At 63.2% G+C, this 19,937-nt stretch carries 16 protein-coding genes; 7 read left to right on the top strand and 9 right to left on the bottom strand.

Going from position 1 to position 19,937, the window contains the following annotated elements; translation table 11 throughout:
- Positions 1 to 16: 16 nt before the first annotated feature.
- From ACTJLB_RS14295 to ACTJLB_RS14265, 7 genes are all read right to left on the bottom strand, one after another.
- The gene (locus ACTJLB_RS14295; protein WP_408426124.1) at positions 17 to 1,240 is read right to left on the bottom strand and encodes a winged helix-turn-helix domain-containing protein; all 1,224 of its coding nucleotides are present in this window, start codon (positions 1,238 to 1,240) and stop codon (positions 17 to 19) included.
- A 368-nt stretch (positions 1,241 to 1,608) separates the two neighbouring features.
- Entirely contained in the window at positions 1,609 to 1,884 is a 276-nt protein-coding gene (locus ACTJLB_RS14290; protein WP_020068605.1) for a hypothetical protein, read from the bottom strand.
- Positions 1,885 to 2,106: 222 nt separating this feature from the next.
- Positions 2,107 to 3,822 carry an FAD-dependent oxidoreductase gene (locus tag ACTJLB_RS14285; RefSeq protein ID WP_440783643.1) on the bottom strand — a complete coding sequence of 572 codons (1,716 nt, stop codon included), beginning with the start codon at positions 3,820 to 3,822 and terminating at the stop codon, positions 2,107 to 2,109.
- 87 nt (positions 3,823 to 3,909) lie between these two features.
- Positions 3,910 to 4,902 carry a DedA family protein/thiosulfate sulfurtransferase GlpE gene (locus ACTJLB_RS14280; RefSeq protein ID WP_020068603.1) on the bottom strand — a complete coding sequence of 331 codons (993 nt, stop codon included), beginning with the start codon at positions 4,900 to 4,902 and terminating at the stop codon, positions 3,910 to 3,912.
- A 334-nt stretch (positions 4,903 to 5,236) separates the two neighbouring features.
- Positions 5,237 to 5,488, bottom strand: a complete 252-nt coding sequence (locus tag ACTJLB_RS14275; protein WP_027804733.1) for a hypothetical protein — start codon at positions 5,486 to 5,488, stop codon at positions 5,237 to 5,239.
- A gap of 390 nt (positions 5,489 to 5,878) precedes the next feature.
- Entirely contained in the window at positions 5,879 to 6,481 is a 603-nt protein-coding gene (locus ACTJLB_RS14270; RefSeq protein ID WP_440783642.1) for a DinB family protein, read from the bottom strand.
- A gap of 267 nt (positions 6,482 to 6,748) precedes the next feature.
- On the bottom strand, positions 6,749 to 8,455 hold the full coding sequence (locus ACTJLB_RS14265) for a methyl-accepting chemotaxis protein (RefSeq protein WP_440783641.1): 1,707 nt from the start codon (positions 8,453 to 8,455) through the stop codon (positions 6,749 to 6,751).
- Positions 8,456 to 8,746: 291 nt separating this feature from the next.
- Between ACTJLB_RS14265 and ACTJLB_RS14260 the strand changes: the two genes are divergently transcribed.
- Positions 8,747 to 12,265 (top strand): response regulator, encoded by a 3,519-nt coding sequence (locus tag ACTJLB_RS14260; RefSeq protein WP_440783640.1) that lies wholly within the window; start codon positions 8,747 to 8,749, stop codon positions 12,263 to 12,265.
- Positions 12,266 to 12,305: 40 nt separating this feature from the next.
- On the opposite strand, the gene ACTJLB_RS14255 is transcribed toward ACTJLB_RS14260, so the two are convergent.
- Complete coding sequence (locus ACTJLB_RS14255; RefSeq protein ID WP_027779984.1) at positions 12,306 to 12,707, bottom strand: RidA family protein; 402 nt, start codon at positions 12,705 to 12,707, stop codon at positions 12,306 to 12,308.
- Between the two features lie 102 nt (positions 12,708 to 12,809).
- Complete coding sequence (locus ACTJLB_RS14250; RefSeq protein WP_020068596.1) at positions 12,810 to 14,210, bottom strand: GntP family permease; 1,401 nt, start codon at positions 14,208 to 14,210, stop codon at positions 12,810 to 12,812.
- Between the two features lie 324 nt (positions 14,211 to 14,534).
- Between ACTJLB_RS14250 and ACTJLB_RS14245 the strand changes: the two genes are divergently transcribed.
- The 6 genes from ACTJLB_RS14245 to fae all read left to right on the top strand — a co-directional run bounded on the left by ACTJLB_RS14245 (position 14,535) and on the right by fae (position 19,924).
- Positions 14,535 to 16,016, top strand: a complete 1,482-nt coding sequence (locus tag ACTJLB_RS14245; protein ID WP_440783639.1) for a sigma-54 interaction domain-containing protein — start codon at positions 14,535 to 14,537, stop codon at positions 16,014 to 16,016.
- A gap of 87 nt (positions 16,017 to 16,103) precedes the next feature.
- Complete coding sequence (locus ACTJLB_RS14240) at positions 16,104 to 16,364, top strand: hypothetical protein (RefSeq protein ID WP_088176613.1); 261 nt, start codon at positions 16,104 to 16,106, stop codon at positions 16,362 to 16,364.
- 544 nt (positions 16,365 to 16,908) lie between these two features.
- A complete protein-coding gene (locus ACTJLB_RS14235) occupies positions 16,909 to 17,112 on the top strand; it encodes a hypothetical protein (RefSeq protein ID WP_020068593.1) in 204 nt (67 codons plus the stop codon).
- A 78-nt stretch (positions 17,113 to 17,190) separates the two neighbouring features.
- Positions 17,191 to 18,390: a serine hydrolase domain-containing protein gene (locus ACTJLB_RS14230; protein WP_408413356.1), complete on the top strand. Its 1,200-nt coding sequence runs from the start codon at positions 17,191 to 17,193 to the stop codon at positions 18,388 to 18,390.
- 127 nt (positions 18,391 to 18,517) lie between these two features.
- Complete coding sequence (locus ACTJLB_RS14225) at positions 18,518 to 18,808, top strand: H-NS histone family protein (RefSeq protein ID WP_087753653.1); 291 nt, start codon at positions 18,518 to 18,520, stop codon at positions 18,806 to 18,808.
- Positions 18,809 to 19,399: 591 nt separating this feature from the next.
- Positions 19,400 to 19,924, top strand: coding sequence for a formaldehyde-activating enzyme (gene fae / locus ACTJLB_RS14220; RefSeq protein ID WP_440783638.1), 525 nt, complete (start codon positions 19,400 to 19,402; stop codon positions 19,922 to 19,924).
- Positions 19,925 to 19,937 lie beyond the last annotated feature (13 nt).

Below are 19,937 nucleotides of genomic sequence, written 5' to 3'. Positions count from 1 at the left end.
CAGGACGGCGGCGCGCTTACTGTTCGACGCACTCATCAACGCTCAATGCGTCCTGCCATTCCGGCGACGCCCATGTGATTTGCAATTGCGGCGTGCCGTGCCAATCCGCGCACCGTTGCAACGCGCGCCGCAGGTCGCCAGCGAGCCGGGCGCTCGGACGCACGCCCGCTTCCATATGCACGGACTTCAATTCGAAAATGCCCTGCGCGCGGTGCGCCTTCGCATCGACGCGGCCTACCAGCCGCCCGCGGCTCAGTAGCGGCAGCACGAAATAACCGTATTTGCGCTTCGCCGCCGGCGTATAACACTCGATTGCATAGTCGAAGTCGAACAGCGCGGCGGCGCGTTTGCGGTCCCACACCACAGGATCGAACGGCGAAAGTACCGTCGTCACCGTCGAGGCGAGTTTGCCGCTCGCGGCGTCGTCGAGCATGGGCGCGAGGTCGCGGTGCACGAACGTGTCCTGCTTCCAGCCGACCACTTGCACGGGAATCAATTCGCCGCGCTCCGCGAGCGCATGAAGCTCGTCGCGATACGGGCGGCGCGGCAGACGGTAATAATCCGCCACCCAGTCGGCCCGCGCGACGCCGAGCGCCCGGCAAGTGCGGCGCAGCAGTTCATCGGTGACGACATGCGACGGTGGCAGATCGCGTGCGTCGTTCCAGTCCGGCAAGACGCGTTCGGTGACGTCGTAGACGCGCTGAAAATTGCGCCGCTCTGCCACCATGAGTTGACCGATGGCGAAGAGCACTTCCAGATGGCGCTTCTCCGGTTTCCAGTCCCACCAGCCGTTGCCCTTGCCCGACTCGCGAGCGAAATCCGCCGAGCGCACCGGTCCCGTGGCGCGAATGTGCGCCAGTAGTTTCTCAATGTCTTCGCGATGCTTGTTGTGCCAGTCGGCCGCGTACTTCCAGCCCATGCCGCTCGGGTCCAGCATGCGATGACGCAGCAGGCCGTAGTCTTCGATCGGCACGAAGCACGCTTCATGCGACCAGTACTCGAACAGCTTGCCTTCGGCGAGATGTTCGTCGAGCCATTGCTGCGCATACGCGCCGAGCCGGCTGAAGAGCACGAGATATGGGCTGCGCGCGACAACGTGAATCGTGTCGATCTGCAATTGCGCCATGCGGCGGATCGCGTCGAGCACGTCGGCTTTCACGGCCTTGCGGCGCGGCGGTGTCAGCAGACCTTGTGCGGCCAGATGCAGCGTGCGGGCGGCGGAAAGCGGAAGAGTCTTCACGCGGAGATTGTTCAGTGAGTGACTGCGATGAGAAGGCGCGAGCCTGTCCTGAATCAGCGGCGCTACTGTAGCGTGAATGCAAAGCGGAGGTTGATGCGAGCGCGCTGCGCATCAAAGGTGGTGCAGTGACGAAGCGGCAGATGAGTCGTGGACTGGCCGAGACTGAGCCCGAAGTGGCCGCCAACCAAGCGGCGGGTGGTCGAGGCGGACGCTGGCGATGGCAAGCGAGTCGCAGGAGAAACGTCAAATGGGCCACCTGAAACCGCCTATGCCGGTGCATGAACGGCCGCGCCTGGATGCGCCACGTCGTCAACACCACAAACACCGGAGCGCAGCGCAGCCAGGCCTCCGCGGCACGCGCTCAAAGCCTACCAGCCGCGCCCGTGATGCTTGTCCCAGCCGCGATGACGGCCATGATCGTGATGCCAGCGGTGGCCCCGGTAATAGTCGTCGCGGTAGCCGTAACCGTAGACGGGCTGAGGCGCATAGACGACCGGCGGCGGGGCGTACATGACTGGCGGCGCGGCGTAGATTGGGCCCGGCGTGTTGACGAACACGCCCACGTCGACGCGAGCAGAAGCGGCAGTCGATGCGCAGGCGGCGGCAAGTCCGAAGGCGGCGAAGAAGATCGCGCGTTTGTTCATGCTTCTCTCCTGTGTCCCAGCAAGACGATTGCTGTTTCCAACGATCGGCCATTCACTGTCGAATGGCTGACATGGATCTTACGAGACAGAAAGAAAAGCAGGTGCAACGAGTTGAAGGCGTGTGTAACAGAGCATTACCCGGCAGCCTGGCCGGCAGCTTTTGCTACGGACCGCCCGTGAACGTGCGGCGGTCCTCGCAGAGGGGCAAGCTCAAACTCAAGCTCAAGCCACGGATGCGACCCCTTCGTCCGCTGAAACCGCCAGTATCTGGTGAATCTGCGCGACCACCGCCGCGCCTTCGCCCACCGCCGCCGCCACGCGCTTGGTCGAGCCCGCGCGCGCGTCGCCGATCGCGTACACGCCCTTCACGGTCGTTGCGAGATCGCATGCCGACACGCCGTCCGCGCTGGTGCCCGTCAGCACAAAGCCCTTTTCGTCGAGTTCGACGCCGCAGGTGCGCAGCCAGTCGGTGTTCGGGTCCGCCCCGGTGAACAGGAACAGATGCCGCGTGTCGATGTGGTCGGTGCCATCGGGCAAGGGCTTTTTCAGAGCGACCGACGCAAGCCCGCTTTCGTCCGCGACAAGGCGGCCGATCTCCGAATTCGGATGCACGACGACGTTCGGCAGCGAGCGGATGCGGTCGATCAGATAGCGCGACATAGTGGCTTCGAAGCCGCTGCGCCGGATCAGCACGTGGACCTTCGCTGCATGCGTCGCCAGATAGACGATCGCCTGGCCGGCCGAATTGCCGCCGCCCACCAGCACGACTTCCTGGCGCTTGCACAGCTTCGCCTCGACAGGCGACGCCCAGTAGTAGACGCCGCGTCCGTCGAAACGGTCGAGCCCTTCGAGCGCGGGGCGTCGGTACACCGCACCGCTCGCGATCACGATCGTGCGCGCGCTGATATGACCGCCGCACTTCAGCTCGAGCCGGTACGGCGCTTCCCCGCAATGCAGGGCTTTTACGTGGACGGGAATCGCCACGTGCGCGCCGAATTTCTGCGCCTGCACGAACGCGCGTCCGGCCAACGCTTGACCCGAGATGCCGGTCGGAAAGCCGAGATAGTTTTCGATTCGCGAGCTTGCGCCGGCCTGGCCGCCCGGCGCGCGGCTATCGAGCACGATGACCGAGAGTCCTTCGGACGCCGCATACACTGCAGTGGCGAGTCCGGCCGGTCCTGCGCCCACAATCGCGACGTCATAGACCAGCGAGGCGTCCAGATCTGGCAGCAGGCCGAGCGAGGTCGCCAGTTCCGGCATGCTCGGATGACGCAGCACCGAACCGTCCGGACAGATGACGAGCGGCATGTCTTCCTGCTGCGCGCCGAATTGCTCGACGAGACGCAACGCGTCCTCGTCGCATTCGTCGATCGTGGAATGCGGATGACCGTTGCGCGACAGAAAGCCTTGCAACATCACGAGGCGCGCGTCGGTGCTGCTGCCGATCAGGATCGGGCCGCCCGCGCCTTTTTCGATCAGCGACACGCGCCGCAGAATCAGCGCGCGCATGATGCGCTCGCCCAATTCGGCTTCGGCCACGAGCAGTGCGCGCAGCTTCTCCGGCGGAATGAGCAACGCTCGCACCGCGCTGAGCGCCATACCGTTGACGAGCGCGTGGCGTCCCGACAATTGGCCCACTTCGGCAAGGAAATGCCCCGGCCCGTGTTCGCCGATCACCACTTCACGGCCGATGCCGTCGCGTTGATAGACCTTCACGCGCCCTTCGAGCAGCACGAACATGCCTGGACCGGTGTGGCCGGTCTCGAACAGCAGTTCGCCCGCTTCCCAGTGGCTCGGTTCACCGAACCGGCGCACGCGATCAATCTCCGCTTCGGTGAGCGCGGGGAACATCTGATGCATGCGCGTGGACAGATTCGAAAACGGCGCGTCGGCGACTACCGCTTCCGATTGTGTTTCGGGTTCTGAAACGGAAAGCATTGAACCGCTCCTTCAGTGTTCATTGATTGACTGAACGAAGGCGCAACGGCGCGCACGCAAAAGCGCGCAAGCGGAAGCGCCGCGGCGTCAAACCGCTTTCGGCGCGATGTGCTCGACTGCGGCCTCGGGCGGCGGCATGCCGGGCAAGGCCTCGACGGGCCTGCCGGAGTCGCGCCAGGCTTCCATGCCGCCGCGCAACGGCAGCACGTCGTCGAAGCCTGCTTCGTTCAACTGCTTGGCCATCCATGCGGCCGAAATTTCATTGGGACACGAACAATAAATCACGAGCTTCTGGTCGCGCGGATACGTGGCGACGATCTGATCGAGCTGCCGCTCGTCGGCGAATTGCGAGCCCGGAATCACAAACGGGTCGAGCTTGCGCTTCTCGTGCGAACGGATGTCGAACAGCACCGGCGTCTTGCCCGCCTCGACCAGCGTGGCGAGTTCGTCGACTTCAATGCGAGCCGACGCGAGCTTGTTGATCAACTGACGACGCCGAATCCAGCGATACGCCGCATACAACAGCAACAGCGCAATAGCGACGACGCCCGCGGTGCGGCCAAGGCGCCCGGCGGCAGCGAACACCATGTCGATCTGATGCGCGAACAACGCGCCGACGATAAGCCCGGTGCCTGACCATAACGCGGCACCGATGCTGTCGTAGGTGAGGAACGTGCGATAACGGGTGCCCATTGCGCCCGCCATTGGAATAGACACGATCGACAGGCCCGGGACGAACTTGGCGACGGCCAGCACGCGCACGCCCCAGCGCCCGAAAAACCGCTCGGTTTTCTTCACGCACGTGTCACGCGACAGCGAAAGGCGGCAAATGGTTTTCAGCGTGTTGCCGCCGTACAGACGACCGGCCAGATACCACGCGCTGTCGCCGATCAGCGTTGCAAAGATGGACAGCACGAGTACCGGCAGCAGTTGCGTGCCGACGGAGCCGGGATGCATGGCGGCCATTGCGCCAAACAACACGAGCGACGGCATAGCCGGTACCGGCAGGCCGATAGAGGCCGCCAGCACGTTGGCAAAAATGAGCGCCGGTCCGTATTGCTCGACGAGATCATGTAGCATCGACTTACATCCGCGGCCTTTTCAGGCACGGTGCGCAGTAGGGAAGCAAAGGAGAATGGAGCGATTATGGACCATTTTCAAGGCGTGCAAAGCCCTTGAAAAACCCCGGTTATTCGGGGTTGGAAGCGTTACCGCCGCGCCTTCGGTCCGCGCGCCGCGCGCGCTGTAAATGTCAACCAGCACGAGCAGAACAAAATGAAAGACGATTGAATCTCGCGCAGCCTGAACAGAGGTGGCGCGCGAAGATGCCGGTAATGGTGCGCGGCGCCTGCAGTGCCGCGCTTTCTACTGCGCACGCGGCGATCACGCTGATGCGCTGCGCCGCCCGATTACGTTATTGACGATGATTGTGCTGCTCGCCCGGCAACTCGGCGCCGTGCGCGCGGATTGCCGCGATCAGCTCGGCCGGCGTGATTTCATAGCGTACTTCCCGATGTATGCCGGGCTTGCGCTCATCGACCTCGATCAGAAGGATGCCTTTGCCGTCTTCTGTCGACTCGAGGCGCAGCGAACGCAGTTCGCGCCCGGTTGCGTCGTCGTATTCGGTGAGCAGGGCCATTGACCCGGAGGACCCGGTAGTGCGCATCGAAGTTGTCCTTAATCCGTTGTTGATCGAACCATTGTACGGGCAGCATGACGCGCCGTCTGTCGCGCAATGTTCACGCTTTGGCGATTGACCGTTGCGTGCGCCTGCTTGCCCGAACGCCGCCGTGCACCTAAGCCCGCGGGCCGCGAGCCCGGTGCGTGCAGTGGCGTTCACCTGTGACAATGAGTTTAACGCGACTCGTTGCGACGACGGGCGCATTTTTCGTGCCCCGTGGCGGTGCAGTTCTTCTCCTGCAATGTCATGCTGCTGACGCGCAGTGTGGTTATGCATCGCGGGAGGTCAGCGAACAGGCGATCGGCAAAAACGCCCGAAGCAATGCTCGGTAGGTCGCGCTCGCCGGACCATAGGCAACGTCCGGCCGTCGCTCCACTACAACGGTCGGTTGTGAGATTCGCGCACGCGTTCCAGGTCCAGCATCTCGGAGGCGCGCAACGGCGCATCGCCGTCGAGAAAGAACTCGTCTAGTTGGGGAGGTGCCGCGTCGGAGCCGCTCAACATCGCATGAACTTGCCCGCGATGATGGATCTGGTGCACGAAGAGATGAGGCAGCACCTTGCCGATGCTCTCCCGTTGAACGCCGACCGACGGACCGCGGTCGATCTCCGCCTCACGGTTCAAGTCGCTGCCCGTCAGCGACTCGCAAAAGGCCAGCAGGTCGCTATCGCTTCGAGCCTGGGCGTCCCACAGCTGAGTCGCGCGTGGATAGGGCAGTTCGTCGTCGAAAATCGTGAGACCCTGGCCGCCGCCCACAAGCGCGTCGTAGTAGTAACGGTCCACGAGCAGAATGTGATTTAACGTGAGTTGCAACGAAGGGAAGAAGCTCACCCTGCGCGCGGCGAATGCTTCGTCGGTCAAGCTCAGGCACGCGCGGTAAAGGCGCAGGTTCGACCATGCGTTGTTGCGCGCCATGGCAGTCAGATGCAAAGACAACGGATCGCGTGAAGCGGCGCCTCGCGAGTTGGACTCGATCATCTGTGTCTCCGTCAGTAGCAAGCGGCATGAATCTGCGAGCAGGAAGGCGCGCATCGACGTGCGCGCTCCAACAGCATAGATCGCGCGAAAAAAAACGGCCCGTCTGTTGGGACGGGCCGCTCAACGCCGTTGTTACTCGGGTCAGTCTGTCCATACATCCATTGGGCAGCGACGCTTGCACGGTAAGGCGTCAATATCCCGCTGTCGAGGTAGGAGTAATGCCGATCTATCGGATCAATGCGACCTCAATGCAACGTCGATGCGTCATTAATGAACAACCGGGACCGCCTCGTCATGCTCCGCGGGATGAGCATCGCGCTGTCCATGCGCAAGCGTGGCTGCTGATGCTAGCTCGTGCGCCGCATTGGCTGGCGCGCGCTGACGCGTGCGAGCAACAACGCGCGATGCAGGCGCCGTGTCCGCAACCGTGAACAGACGGACTGCCTCGCTTAGCACGTCAGCCTGCGCGGCGAGACGCTGCGCCGTGGACGCCGCCTGTTCGACGAGCGCGGCGTTCTGCTGGGTCGCGCCATCGAGATGCGAAACAGCCTGGTTCACCTGGCGAATGCCCTCGGCCTGTTCGCTGCTCGCGTTCGCTACTTCCACGATGATCGACGACACCCGCTCGACCGCTTCGTCGATTGCACGCATTTGAGATGTGGTGCGCGCTACGAGGTCGGTGCCCGCCGCGACTTCCGCCGCGCTTGCCTCGACCACGGATTTGATCTCCTTCGACGACGCCGCGCAACGTTGCGCAAGCATCCGCACCTCGCCCGCGACCACGGCGAACGAGCGGCCTGCTTCGCCCGCGCGCGCCGCTTCGACGGCGGCGTTCAGCGCCAGAATGTTGGTCTGGAAAGCGATGCCGTCAATCACACCGGTAATGTCGGCAATGCGCCGAGATGCGGCCGTAATGCCCGCCATGGTCTGCTCGACCTGGCCGGCGATCTTGCCGCCTTCGGCAGCCGCGGCCTGCGCGTCTTTCGCGAGGTCGAGCGCGCGCACGCTGGCGTCGGCGTTCGCTTGCACGGTGGTGGTCAGCTCTTCCATCGTGGCGGCGGTTTCTTCCAGCGACGCGGCCTGCAGTTCCGTACGGCGAGCGAGGTCCACGTTGCCGCTCGAGATCTCCCGCGCGTTATCGAGCATGCCGTTGATCTGCTCGCGCACGTCATAGACGATCGCGGCCAGGTTGGCCTTCAACTGATTCAATGCTTGCAGCACATCGCCCAGGTCGTCGTGACGCGCGATCTCCAGATCGACAGTCAGATCTCCTGCGGCGAGCCGGGTCGCGAATCCGCTCATGTCGCGCACCGGCGCAGCCACATGCCGCGCGAGCAGACGCCATGAAACCAGACTGACGGCACTGGCCACGCCGAACGCGATCCAGAACGGCGTTGGCGGCGCGCCTTGCCACGCCGCGAGGCCGGCCGCCGCGAGCGCGAGCGGCGTGAGCGCATAGCCGAAAGCGGCGCGCGTCGCCACAGGCAGGCGCGTCAGTGCTTGCAGCCGACCAGGCAAACCCGTGCGCACGATCATGCCGCGACGCAGCTTTATCCCGCGCGCCTCGCCTGCCCGCATACGGGAGTACAAGGCTTCGGCCGCGCGCACGGCGTCACGCGCCGGCTTCACGCGCACGCTGAGATAGCCCACCACGGCACCTTTCTTGACCACCGGCGTGACGTTCGCATGAACCCAATAGTGGTCGCCGTTCTTGCGGCGGTTCTTGACGAGCGCAGTCCATGGACGTCCATCGCGAATCGTTGCCCACATGTCCGCGAACGCTTCGCGCGGCATGTCCGGATGACGGATCAGATTGTGCGGCTGGCCGACGAGCTCTTCATGGGTATAGCCGGACACGGCGATAAAAGCCGGATTGCAATATTCGATGCGGCCGGTCAGGTCGGTCGCGGAAACAAGCATTTGCGACGACGGGAATTCGTACTCTTGCCCGGTGACAGGCTGGTTATTGTGCATGACTTTCCTTGCTGATGCTCACCCCGCACAGTGCGCGGTCTTACAGTGTTGCAAGGAATAACGGCATGAAGTGCGGGTGCCTTGAGGGTTTCCCACTAATCCGCTCAGGTTTAAGCCCGTGGCGCCGTTAACGCAGGGTTCGGGAACGCCTTGGCGGCAGACCGCGTTAAAAGTGCCGGATGCATCGCGCGACACCGTCAAAGCGACTACACTGCGCCGATACAGGCCAGCAGACGCAGTCCGCTAAAGACCGCAGGGGTCTGCCTGCGCGAACCGCACGCACGTGATCTGATGCAGAAAATCCTTGATCGAAGTCAAGAGTCACTCGAATACGCGTTCGCGTCGCTCGCGAAGACTGCGAAGCGCCAGCAACGGGTGTATCTCGCGACAATCGGCTCATTGATGCTGATGGTGGCTGTTTTTGCGCTGGTTATCGCGGTCGTGGCTGCGTTCAAGCAGCTGGAATATCGCCGCACGTTCACGTCGCAGAATGCAACCGACCTGTCGTTGCTGCTGCATCGAGAAGAGTCCTTCCTGCGGCGCGCCGAATTTACCCTCGACTACTACTACGGCGCAACGGACGTGCGGCGCGCGCCCGAGGCGGTCGAGCAATCCATCGCACAGACGGGCGCGGCGCGCGGCACGGTGGACAGAGTCGACGCGGAGTTTGACGTCGTCATCGGGCAGTCCACTCGCGCCGCCTGGGGCGCCCGACTCGGCGACAAACTGGGGCGGCTTTACGAATCGGCGCAATCCACGCTTGTCACACAACAGGCGTTCGAACTCGAACAGCGGGCAACGCTGATCGGCGTCGATGAAGACTATGCCGTGATTCTTCCTTCGCTGGCGGGCTCTGCCGCCGGGCCGAACAGCGGGGCGGCGCGCTTCGCCACGTCTGCTCAGCAAGCGGCGCTCGCAGGTGTGCTGAGGGAGACGATCGAGCGCGAACTCAAGTCGCAAACCGGCAAGCGCGTGCCGGGCAAGGGTGAGCGCCTGTGGGTCGGACCGTACCGAGATCCTCTGCAAAACACGCCGGTGATCTCGGCGGTAAGCGCGTATTACGAGGGCGACAAACCTGTCACGCTCATCAGCGCGAGCGTTCCGCTCAATGTGCTCGCCGCGCGCATTGCGCCGCCCGGCAGCGAGGGCGCCACATTGCTGATGGCGCCCGATCGCCGCATTCTAGTGTCTTCCGCTGCGCTCGACGCGCAAACCGGCGCGATGCTGCAACGCGCAGTGGCCGCGACTCCGCCGCACGTTTTTCACTATGAGCGCGAAGGCGCGATCTTCTATGAGCCGCTCATGCCGGGCTTCGGCTCGCTCGTCGGCTATGTGCCCTGGGGCGGGTTGGCCGCGGCGCTGGGCTGGCAGCTGGCAGTGATCGGTAGCCTCGCGTTTCTGGTCATGCTGGCCATTGCGCTGACCGCGCGTTTGTTCGGCCTGCGGCTTTTGCGCAGCGCGTTTGCCGAGACTTCGCGCGCGCTGGAAAGCGACACCCTCAACCATATTCTGGTAAGCGCGACGCCGATCGGACTGTGCATCGTGCGGCGAAGCGACTATTCGATATTGACGGCAAACGCGCTCGCCGCCGAACTGCTGCAAATCGAGCCCGGCACAAGCCGGCTGCCGCCGCATATCGCTGCCGGGTTTCTCCCTCAGGCACCCGAGCAGACCTCGGCCGCCGAGTTTGCACGGATCGCCGCTTTTGTCGCGCCGGCGCAGCCGCAATCTCAGCCTGCGACGCTAGTGCCCGCGAATGCGCAGGCAACCGGGGCGCCAGAAGCCGGCGCCGCGCCCGCGCAATTCCTGCAAATCACCTACGCGCCCGCCCGCTATGCCGGCGAGCACGTGTTGTTCTGCGCGATTCTCGATGTGACCGCGCAGCACGCGCTCGAACAACAGTTGCGGGACGCGCAGCAGGCGTCTGAAGCGATGATGCGCGCGCGCACCAACTTCTTTGCCGCGATGAGCCACGAGATTCGCACGCCTCTGAATGCGCTGCTCGGCAATCTCGAACTCTTCGCGCGCACGCCGGGGCTTGAAGCGCACGCGCAGCGGCTCGCCGCCCTGAATGTGGCGGGTGATGCGCTGCGCCGCGTCGTCAACGATATTCTCGACTTCTCCAAGATCGATGCCGGCGAAATGCTTCTGGTGCGCGAACCGTTTCCTCTACTCGAGGCATTCGAGAGCATTGCGCTTTCCTATGCGGCGATGGCCGGCGATCGCCCTGTCCGTTTCTTTTCACTGCTTTCGCCGGCGCTCGACCGAACGGTTGTCGGCGACAGAATGCGGATCGCACAGGTCATCAACAATCTGTTGAGCAACGCATTTAAGTTCACGTCGAGCGGCAAGATCATGCTGCAAGCCGACCTTATCGACGATGCGCAAGGCCGTCCGATCCTCAATTGCCGCGTGTCGGATTCCGGGCCGGGCATGACCCAGGAACTGGTCACGCGGCTTTTCAAGCCGTTCGTGCAAGGCGAGGCCGGTGCGTCGCGCGGCGCGGAAAGTACCGGTCTCGGACTCGTGATCTGTGCGCGCCTCTGCCAGTTGATGGGCGGCACGATTTCGGCCGAGAGCGTGGTGAGCGTCGGCAGCGTATTCAACGTGTCGATTCCGCTCGCTGCCTCGCCGGATGCGAAGCCGTCGAAGCCGGCGCCCGTCGCTGAGAAGCGCGGAATGCTGCTCGCGCTGTGTCAGGATTCCCAGGTCGCCGAACTGCTCCGCCGATGGCTCGAGCACTTTGGTTGGAGCGCGCACGTGGTACCCGCGCTCGCCGCCGCGCGGGCGTGGCTGCAAGTGAACCGCCCAAAGGCGATGATTGTTTCGGGCGCGTACGACCTCGACGTCATCGCCTCGCTGCGGGCGTTGCAGCCGGTGCCTGCCGTCTGGGTAACGCGAGCGGGACCGCAACGACCGCAAATGCGCGGGGAAGGCGTACTCGAAGTGACGGAGTTCAGCGGAACGGCAGTCCGGACTGCGATCGAGCTGGCAGTCGAGGGCAAGCCGGTTGCCGCGCAGTGCGAGGTGCCGGCGGCACCGCGAATAGATTCGGCGGCGGCGCCTGTGCTGACGACGCATCCCGCGTTGCAAGGCCTCACCATTCTCGTTGCGGAAGACAATCCGCTGATTCAAACCTTGATCGCGGAACAGCTTGCCACGCTCGGATGCGCGCCGACCATCGCCGGTGACGGCAGAATGGCGCTCGGCTTTTTCGAACGGACGCATTTCGACGTCGTACTGACCGACATCCACATGCCGGCCATGGACGGCTTCGAGTTCCTCGCCGCACTGCGCAAGCTGGACGCCGACGTGCCCGTGCTTGCCTTCAGCGCGGTGGCCGAAAATCAGGAAGCGCAAAGCTGGCATGAGCGTGGTTTCAGCGGTTACGTTTCGAAGCCTGCTTCATTGGGCGAACTTCAGGCTGCACTGCTCGCTGTAGCGACTGCCGTGCAGGAAAAGGCCGCGCCGGGTGCCGGTCCTGCATCCGTCGCCGCAACGGGCGCCACGCTCGCCGCGGACGAGAAAGCGCGTTACACCGCCATGCTCAAGGAGCACTTGAAAAACGATCTGCCGCGGCTACTCGCCATTGTCGATGAAGAAGACCGGCAGGCGTTGGCCGGCTGGGCGCATAGCGCGAGCGGCGCGTTCGTGATCGTGCAGGAGCCGAGGTTCGTTGAAGAGTGCAGGCAGCTACAACGGCTGTGCAACGACAGCGAAAGCTGGACGACCGAAATGGACGAGCGCGCCGTGTCGTTGCACGAGGCTCTGTGCGATCACTACGGCGTGGACGAGCCGTCGACGCATTGACCGCATTGACCTCATTGATGGCCACCTACACCGTCGCCGCTCAGCCCGGCCGTCGTGCGATGAAGTCGATTTCCACCAGTGCGTCACGCGCCAGCGCGGTCACGCCGATGCAGGTGCGCGCCGGCAGCGCGTCGGCGGGAAAGTACACGCGGTAGATTTCGTTCATCGCGGCGTAATCGCGCTTGAACTCCGTCAGGAAAATGCGTGCGGCGACCACGTGTTGCAGGCCGAGATCGAGACCCTTGAGAACCAGCACGAGGTTGTCCATCACGCGACGGGTCTGCGCGACTACGCCTTCGGGAAGCGGTGCGGCGTCGTCGGTGGGGGAGGTCGGCATCTGGCCCGTGAGGAAAACCCAGCCGTCGGCTTCAGTGGCGTGGGAAAACGGGCCGACCGGCGTAGGAGCGCCGGGAATCATCCAGAAAGCGGGGGTTGAGCTCATTGGGAATGCCGGTCATGGCTTCGAATGTCGGGCTGACAAGATAACCGATCAAAACTCACGATGCCGGCGAGGCGGCCGGCATCGTCCCCCGCAAGCCCGCGCTTAAACGAGCCCGGTCGTGTAATAAACCGCGATCACGAAGAAAACAGCCAGCGTCTTGATGACCGTCACCGCGAAGATGTCGCGATAGGACTGACGGTGCGTCAATCCGGTCACCGCCAGCAGCGTGATGACCGCGCCGTTATGCGGCAGCGTGTCCATGCCGCCGCTGGCCATAGCGACCACGCGGTGCAGCACTTCCATCGGAATATGCGCGGCCTCTGCGCCCTTGATGAACACATCCGACATGGCCGCGAGCGCGATGCTCATGCCACCGGACGCAGAACCCGTAATGCCGGCCAGCGAACTGACCGACACGGCTGCGTTGACGAGCGGGTTCGGAATGCTTTTCAGCGCGTCGCTCACCACGAGGAAACCCGGCAACGCGGCGATGACACCGCCGAAGCCATATTCGGAAGCGGTATTCAGCGACGCCAGCAGCGCGCCCGCCACTGCCGCCTTGGTGCCGACTGCAAAGCGCTCGCGCACCCGGCCGAACGCTGTCAGCACGACCATGACGATGCCGAGCAAGAGCGCGCCTTCAACAGCCCAGATCGCCACGACTGTCTTGATCGTCGTGGTAAGCGGCGCGTGGACGCCCGGCAGGATGTCCGGCGCGACGGTGTATGAAACGCCGTACGCCGTGGGAATCCAGCGAGTCAGCACGAAGTTCGCGACGCCGACCAGCACCAGCGGCGCGACCGCGAGCAACGGATGCGGCAGCTGCTTCGACTCGACGCGTTCCGGTTCGTTGACGAGTTCTGTGCCATAGCCTTCGCCGGTTGCCATCGCGGCGCGGCGGCGCCATTCCAGATAGCTGAGGCCGACCACGATAATGAACAGCGAGCCGATCACGCCGAGCGCGGGCGCAGCCCACGAGGTCGTCTTGAAGAACGTCGTCGGAATGATGTTCTGGATTTGTGGCGTGCCGGGCAGTGAGTCCATCGTGAACGAGAACGCGCCCAGTGCAATGGCGCCAGGCATCAGGCGCTTTGGAATATTGCTCTGGCGATACAACTCAGCGGCGAACGGATAGACCGCAAACACCACCACGAACAGCGATACGCCGCCGTAAGTGAGCAGCGCGCACACAGCGACGATCACGGCGTTCGCGCGCGAGCGGCCAATGTAGCGAATCGCGGCTGCCACGATCGACTCCGAGAAACCGGATAGTTCGATGACCTTGCCGAACACGGCGCCCAGCAGGAATACGGGGAAGTAGAGCTTGACGAAGCCGACCATCTTCTCCATGAAGATGCCGGTGAAAACCGGTGCAACGGCGGCCGGATCGACCAGAAGGACGGCGCCGAGAGCGGCGATAGGTGCGAAGAGAATGACGCTGTAGCCGCGATACGCGGCGAACATCAGAAACGCCAGCGCGGCAAGGACGATGACAAAGGACATTGAGTCTCCAGAAGCTTGGTTTGTTCTACGTGTACGCCGTCTCAGCTAGACACGGCACGGCGCCCGCGAATGCAGGTTCCATGCCATGCGCCCGATAACGGCTCGCGCGCCGATGCGCGGGGCCGTAGCGGACAAAACCATGAGACGTGTTGGCGCAGATTGTACCTAAACGTCTCCAAACGGGGACGTGAATTGCTCCGTGCGCACGCGCGTCATGGCGGGACCGTTGTTGTATAGGCTTGTCGGCGATCTCTTCGATGAGATAAGCTTGTCCACGAATGGAGACAAGCGACTAATAGAACGATAGCCGGAGACAGCGACAACATGATGAACGACTGGGCGGGCCTCCCTGCCACCTATAGCGACGTCCTGCGCCGCGCGATGGATTCGCTATTCCGCACTTTCGAGAATTTCAGCGAAGGCACGTTCATTGTCGACGCCGAGGCGCGCGTCGTCTGGATCAACAAGCGTTATGCGGCGCGGTTCGGGTTTGCGGATCCCGAGCAGGCCATTGGCCGGGATTGCGAAGCGGTGATTCCAAACAGCCTGATGCGCGAAGTCGTGAAGACGGGCAAGCCGATTCTGCTCGACATTCTGGAAACGGATCGCGAGCCGCTCGTCGTCACGCGTCTGCCGCTGAAAGACGATGCAGGCGAAACCGTGGGCGCCGTCGGTTTCGCGCTGTTTGACGAACTGAAGGCGCTTACACCGCTCTTTTCGCACTATTCGCGCGTGCAGGAAGAACTGATCGCGACGCGCCAGTCGCTTGCACAGGCGCGCCGTGCCAAGTACACCTTCGGCAGCTTTGTCGGCACGAGCGCGGCCAGCCTGGAGGTCAAGCGCCAGGCGCGCCGTGCGGCGCAACTCGAATCGCCGGTTCTTCTGCTGGGGGAGACCGGCACCGGCAAGGAACTGCTCGCGCATGCAATCCACGGCGGCTCGGCGCGCGCAAACCAGCCACTCGTGACGGTGAACGTGGCGGCGATTCCGGACACGTTGCTCGAAGTCGAGTTCTTCGGCGCGGCGCCTGGCGCTTACACGGGCGCGGATCGCAAGGGCCGCGTCGGCAAGTTCGAACTGGCGAACAGCGGCACGCTTTTCCTCGATGAAATCGGCGATATGCCGCTGCCGTTGCAGGGCAAGCTGCTGCGAGTTTTGCAGGACAAGGAGTTCGAGCCGCTCGGTTCGAACCGGATCGTGCGCGCCGACGTGCGGATCATCGCGGCGACCTCTGCCGATTTGCCCGCGCTCGTCGCGGCGGGACGTTTCCGCGCGGACTTGTTCTATCGGCTGAACGTATTGACGATCCACGCACCGCCTTTGCGCGAACGCGCTTCTGACATTGAAGCGCTCGCCTACGCAATGCTCGAAGACCTGTCGACGCAGGCGCGCGGCGGCAGTCACTACGAATTGCAGGACGATGCATTGCGCTTGCTGTGCGCCTACGCATGGCCGGGCAATGTGCGCGAACTGCGCAATACGCTTGAGCGGGCCGTGATGTTGTCCGACAGCGAGCGGATCGATGCGCGTGCGCTTGCGCCGTTCGTCGGTTCGGGGCAGGGCGGCGCACTCAGCGCGAGCGCAATACAAGGCGCGCCGCACGCCCAGCCGCCGGCCGTGGGCGAAGCGGGGAATCCGGAGATCGAGCCGTCGTCGTGGAACAAGGCAATGGCGGCGTTCGAGAAGCGCTTTCTCAGCGATGCACTGCGCGCCAACGGCGGGCGCGTGATCGACACCGCCGCGCAGATCGGCATGGGGCGGGCAACGCTTTACAAAAAGATTGCGGCGCACGGCATCGAGATTTGACAAAGCCGGCCTTCACCGGGGCACGCAGCGCGATTGGCGCGTGGCACAATCGTGTGATCCAAAAACAAGACGTGATCGGGGTTTCACATGAACCGCAGCTTCTCTTTCTTCGCGCGCCGTGTCTCTGTGTTCGCGGTCGTTGCAGCGAGCGCCGTACTGGGCGGTTGCAGCAGCAGCGCGCCGCTGTTTTTGCCCGACGGCCGTGTCACCACACTCGTTGAATGTCCAGCTGGCTCCGACTCCTGCTCGCAGCAGGCGGCCGCAGGCTGCGGCGGCGCGTTCGACACGGTTCGCCAGTCCACGAACAATGGCACGCTCAGCTTGATCTACGCCTGCCGCGCAAAGTAATAGCGCTGCGGCTGCGCCATTGCGGGTGCGGACCGAAGGCATTGGTTCGACTGCCTTCGGTCCAATAGTCTTGCCGGGACTGTGCCGCCCAATTTGTACACCGGCCCCGCATAACTCCCTATTCAAAATGCTTACGGCCTTCAGCGGCGAACTATTGCGCCGAGGGCGCGCTTTCAGAAGTGCACGAACGTCATAAATATATGCGTCTAATGCGTGGGAGACAAAACCGTGTCTATGCCACTCGCATATTAATCAGCGACCTTGGTTTTTATTCCTAATGGATCGACATCCATAAAAAGTCACGGTATTTTTTCGCACTGAAGCGAAGTCGGTGCGGCAGGTAACGGAACATGAAACCCCGCGGCAGTATTCTGTTTTCACAGGTTCGCCAGCGCATGCGACCAGCAGCTTTTGCCGAATAAATAGACCACGCGGCAAAAGCGAGGAAGAAGTTGCCGACTAACGGAAGTAGACGTTAGAAACGGCACAGTTGTGCTTTTTCATTGCGTTTCGAATTAAGTCAACGAGTATTCCGGGGAAAAGAATGAATCATCACCAACTCGAAAAAGACATCCAACATCTCGAACACGTCATTTCGCACATTTCCGCCGAAGACCGCATACCGCTGTCGTATTGGCGTAACCGCATCGATTCGGTTTCCGGCTCGGTTCGCATGCCGACACAGGCCAGTCGCATCAAACGTCTTAATGCCGCACTCGCGGCGTTGGAAGAGCGCCAGAAGGCCTGACCAGCACTGCGCGCTGCAAACTCGCTGCCATCTCGTTATCGTCTACAGACGACGCTTAAGCCAGGACACACTATCGACATGCAAGCAGCTGGATTTTCGTCAGCTCGGCTGACAGCCCTGACGCGCACCTTGCAGGGTTACGTGGACCGGGGCGATGTCGCCGGCGCGGTGGCGCTCGTCTGGCGCCGCGGCGAAACCGGCTACTTCGAGGCGCTCGGTCTGCGCGACGAAGCCGCGCAGTTGCCGATGGAGCGCGACACGCTGTTTCGCATCGCGTCGATGACCAAGCCGGTGACGAGCGCCGCCATTCTCATGCTGATCGAAGAAGATCGGCTCGCGCTCGACGCGCCCATCGCGCAGTGGTTGCCCGAACTGTCGTCGCCGCGCGTGTTGCGCGATCCCGGCGGTCCGCTCGATGCGACCGATCCTGTGCGCACGCCGCTTACCGTGCTCGATCTGTTGACGCATCGCGCGGGCTTCGCATACCACTTCACCGCGACCGGCCCGCTGGCACAGGCGTACGCGACGGCGTTCAACGGCGTCGATGGGCATGGCGACGTGAACGCGTGGCTCGAGCGCATCGCCCAATTGCCGCTGATGTTTCAGCCGGGCTCGCGCTGGCATTACGGCATCGCCACCGACGTGCTCGGCGCGCTGATCGCGAGAGTGAGCGGCATGCCGCTGGGGGAGTTTTTCCGCACGCGCATTTTCGAGCCGCTGGGCATGCGCGACACCGCGTTCTGGGTGCCCGAGCCGCAGCTCGCCCGTCTGGCTACCGCATATGGCGTCGATCCGGAAACGCGGCGGCGCGTGGTCGAGGATCATGCGTCTGCGAGCCGCTGGGCCAATCCGGCGCGCTTTCAGAGCGGCGGCGGCGGGCTCGTCTCCACCGCTCAGGACTATCTGCAGTTCGCGCAGTTGCTTTTGCGGCGTGGACGTGTCGACGATGTGCGCTTGCTGTCGCATCGCTCGGTCGATCTGATGCGCTCGAATTTTCTGACTCGGGATCAACGCCGCCTCCCGGCGTTCGGTCATGTGATGTGGGCGGGCCAGGGCTTCGGCCTCGGTTTGTCGATCGTCGACGATCCGGCGCAGCAACTTCCGCAAGGCTATCGCTCAGCTGGCTCCTTCGGTTGGCCGGGCGCTTTCGGCACGAGCTGGTTCGCCGATCCGGTCGAGGACATGATCGGCATCATGCTGATCCAGCGCCGTTCGATCGAGCCGTTTCCCATGGCAGTCGACTTCGAGCGCCGCGTGTACGATGCAATTGACGATTGAGTGCGCATGCTATGGCGATGACCGGCCGCACTTTTAGCGCCGGACAATGAAGGGCTCTCTATCCGGCGTTTTATTTGTCTGATAGCGTCCGCACTTCGGTTCGCCACAATCAACGGGAGCATTCGCGATGGCCTCATACAAACAGTTGACCGCTCAGCTCGAAAAGCTTCACAAGGAAGTTGCGGCGGCTCGTGACAAGGAAGTCGCGCAAGCGATCGCCGACATCAAACAGAAGATCGCCGAGTACGACCTGACCGCCGAAGAGCTCGGTTTCGCGAATACACGCACCGTTGCGCGAAAAGCCGCTTCGGTCGCCAAGTATCGCAACCCGAAAACCGGCGAGACCTGGAGCGGCCGCGGGCGCTCGCCTGCGTGGCTCGCGGGCAAGAATCGCGAGCGTTTTCTGATCGAAGTGTAGGGTGCGGTTAGCAGGCTTCGTGTCGTCCGCATTGCTGAAGTGATGCTGCGCCCGGTTTTTTCTGCACCGCTACCAGGCCCCGAAAACGCTCACCTTTAGATCGAAACCTGGAGTCCGCACACTCGACCGGCGCCTCCGGTCCACATACTTCGGTGAGCCTGGCTTCTTCACCGGGCGCACCCAATCCGAGGTGAGTGCGAAGTAGGGACCGCGCCTCACCGACATGTCCGAAACCCGCGCCAGCCTTTGCTGGCGGGTGTTCCCAGGCTGTACGAAGAATCGTTCGCAAAGATAAAAGCGCGGCTCTGCGTTCGCTTCGTCGATGCCGACGCGCAAGCAACGCCGCGTCGTTGGTGCAAGAACCTCTTCGCGCGTGCTCACCTTTCGGCGTCGTGCGCGGCGCGACGTCGTCAGTCCCGAAAACTCTCACCTTTGCGTGCGTTCCGCTTGCGCGAACACGCCGCTTTCTCTATGCGGTCCGGACAAACCCGGAGTTGAGTTCGCCTCATACCCCGGATCAAAACTCATCGATACATGGTCGCGGATGCCGAACGCCACAATCGGTCATCCACTCAACTTGACGGAAAGACCATGAGCGTATTGACGGACAAACAGCTTTTCATCGGCGAAGGATTCGAAGGACCGGGCGTCAACCTCGCGCATATCAACGTGCTGGTCGGCCCGCGTAACGGCCCAGCGGGCCAGGCGTTCGCCACCGCGTTGGCGACGCCTTCCACGGGTCACGCGCCGTTCGTCGTGATCGCGCGTCCGGGCGTGCCGACCAAGCCTTTGACGCTCTACGTGAACAAGGCGCAGATCGGCAGCGACTTCCATGGCAACGCAACCTGGGGCGCGTCGCAAGCCGGTATTGCGAAGGCGGTGGCCGAGTCGTTGGAGAACGGCACGCTGCCTCCGGAAGCGGAGAACGATTGGGTTGTCGTGTCCGCGAACTGGGTCAATCCAGCGACCGACGATCTCGACGCCGTCTTCGAAAACAACTACCGCGCGTGCAGAAACGCGATCCTTGCCGCGATGAAAGGCTTGCCGCATCGCGACGAAGTGTTCGCCGCCGCGCGCGACGTCTCGAACCCGTTCTACACCCCCAAACAACGCTGATCGCGGCCTCGAT

Source organism: Paraburkholderia sp. 22098 (assembly GCF_052045935.1).
Taxonomy (GTDB): Bacteria; Pseudomonadota; Gammaproteobacteria; order Burkholderiales; family Burkholderiaceae; genus Paraburkholderia; species Paraburkholderia caledonica.
The sequence above is the reverse complement of the archived record's forward strand: the minus strand, read 5'-3'. Positions and strand labels throughout refer to the sequence as shown.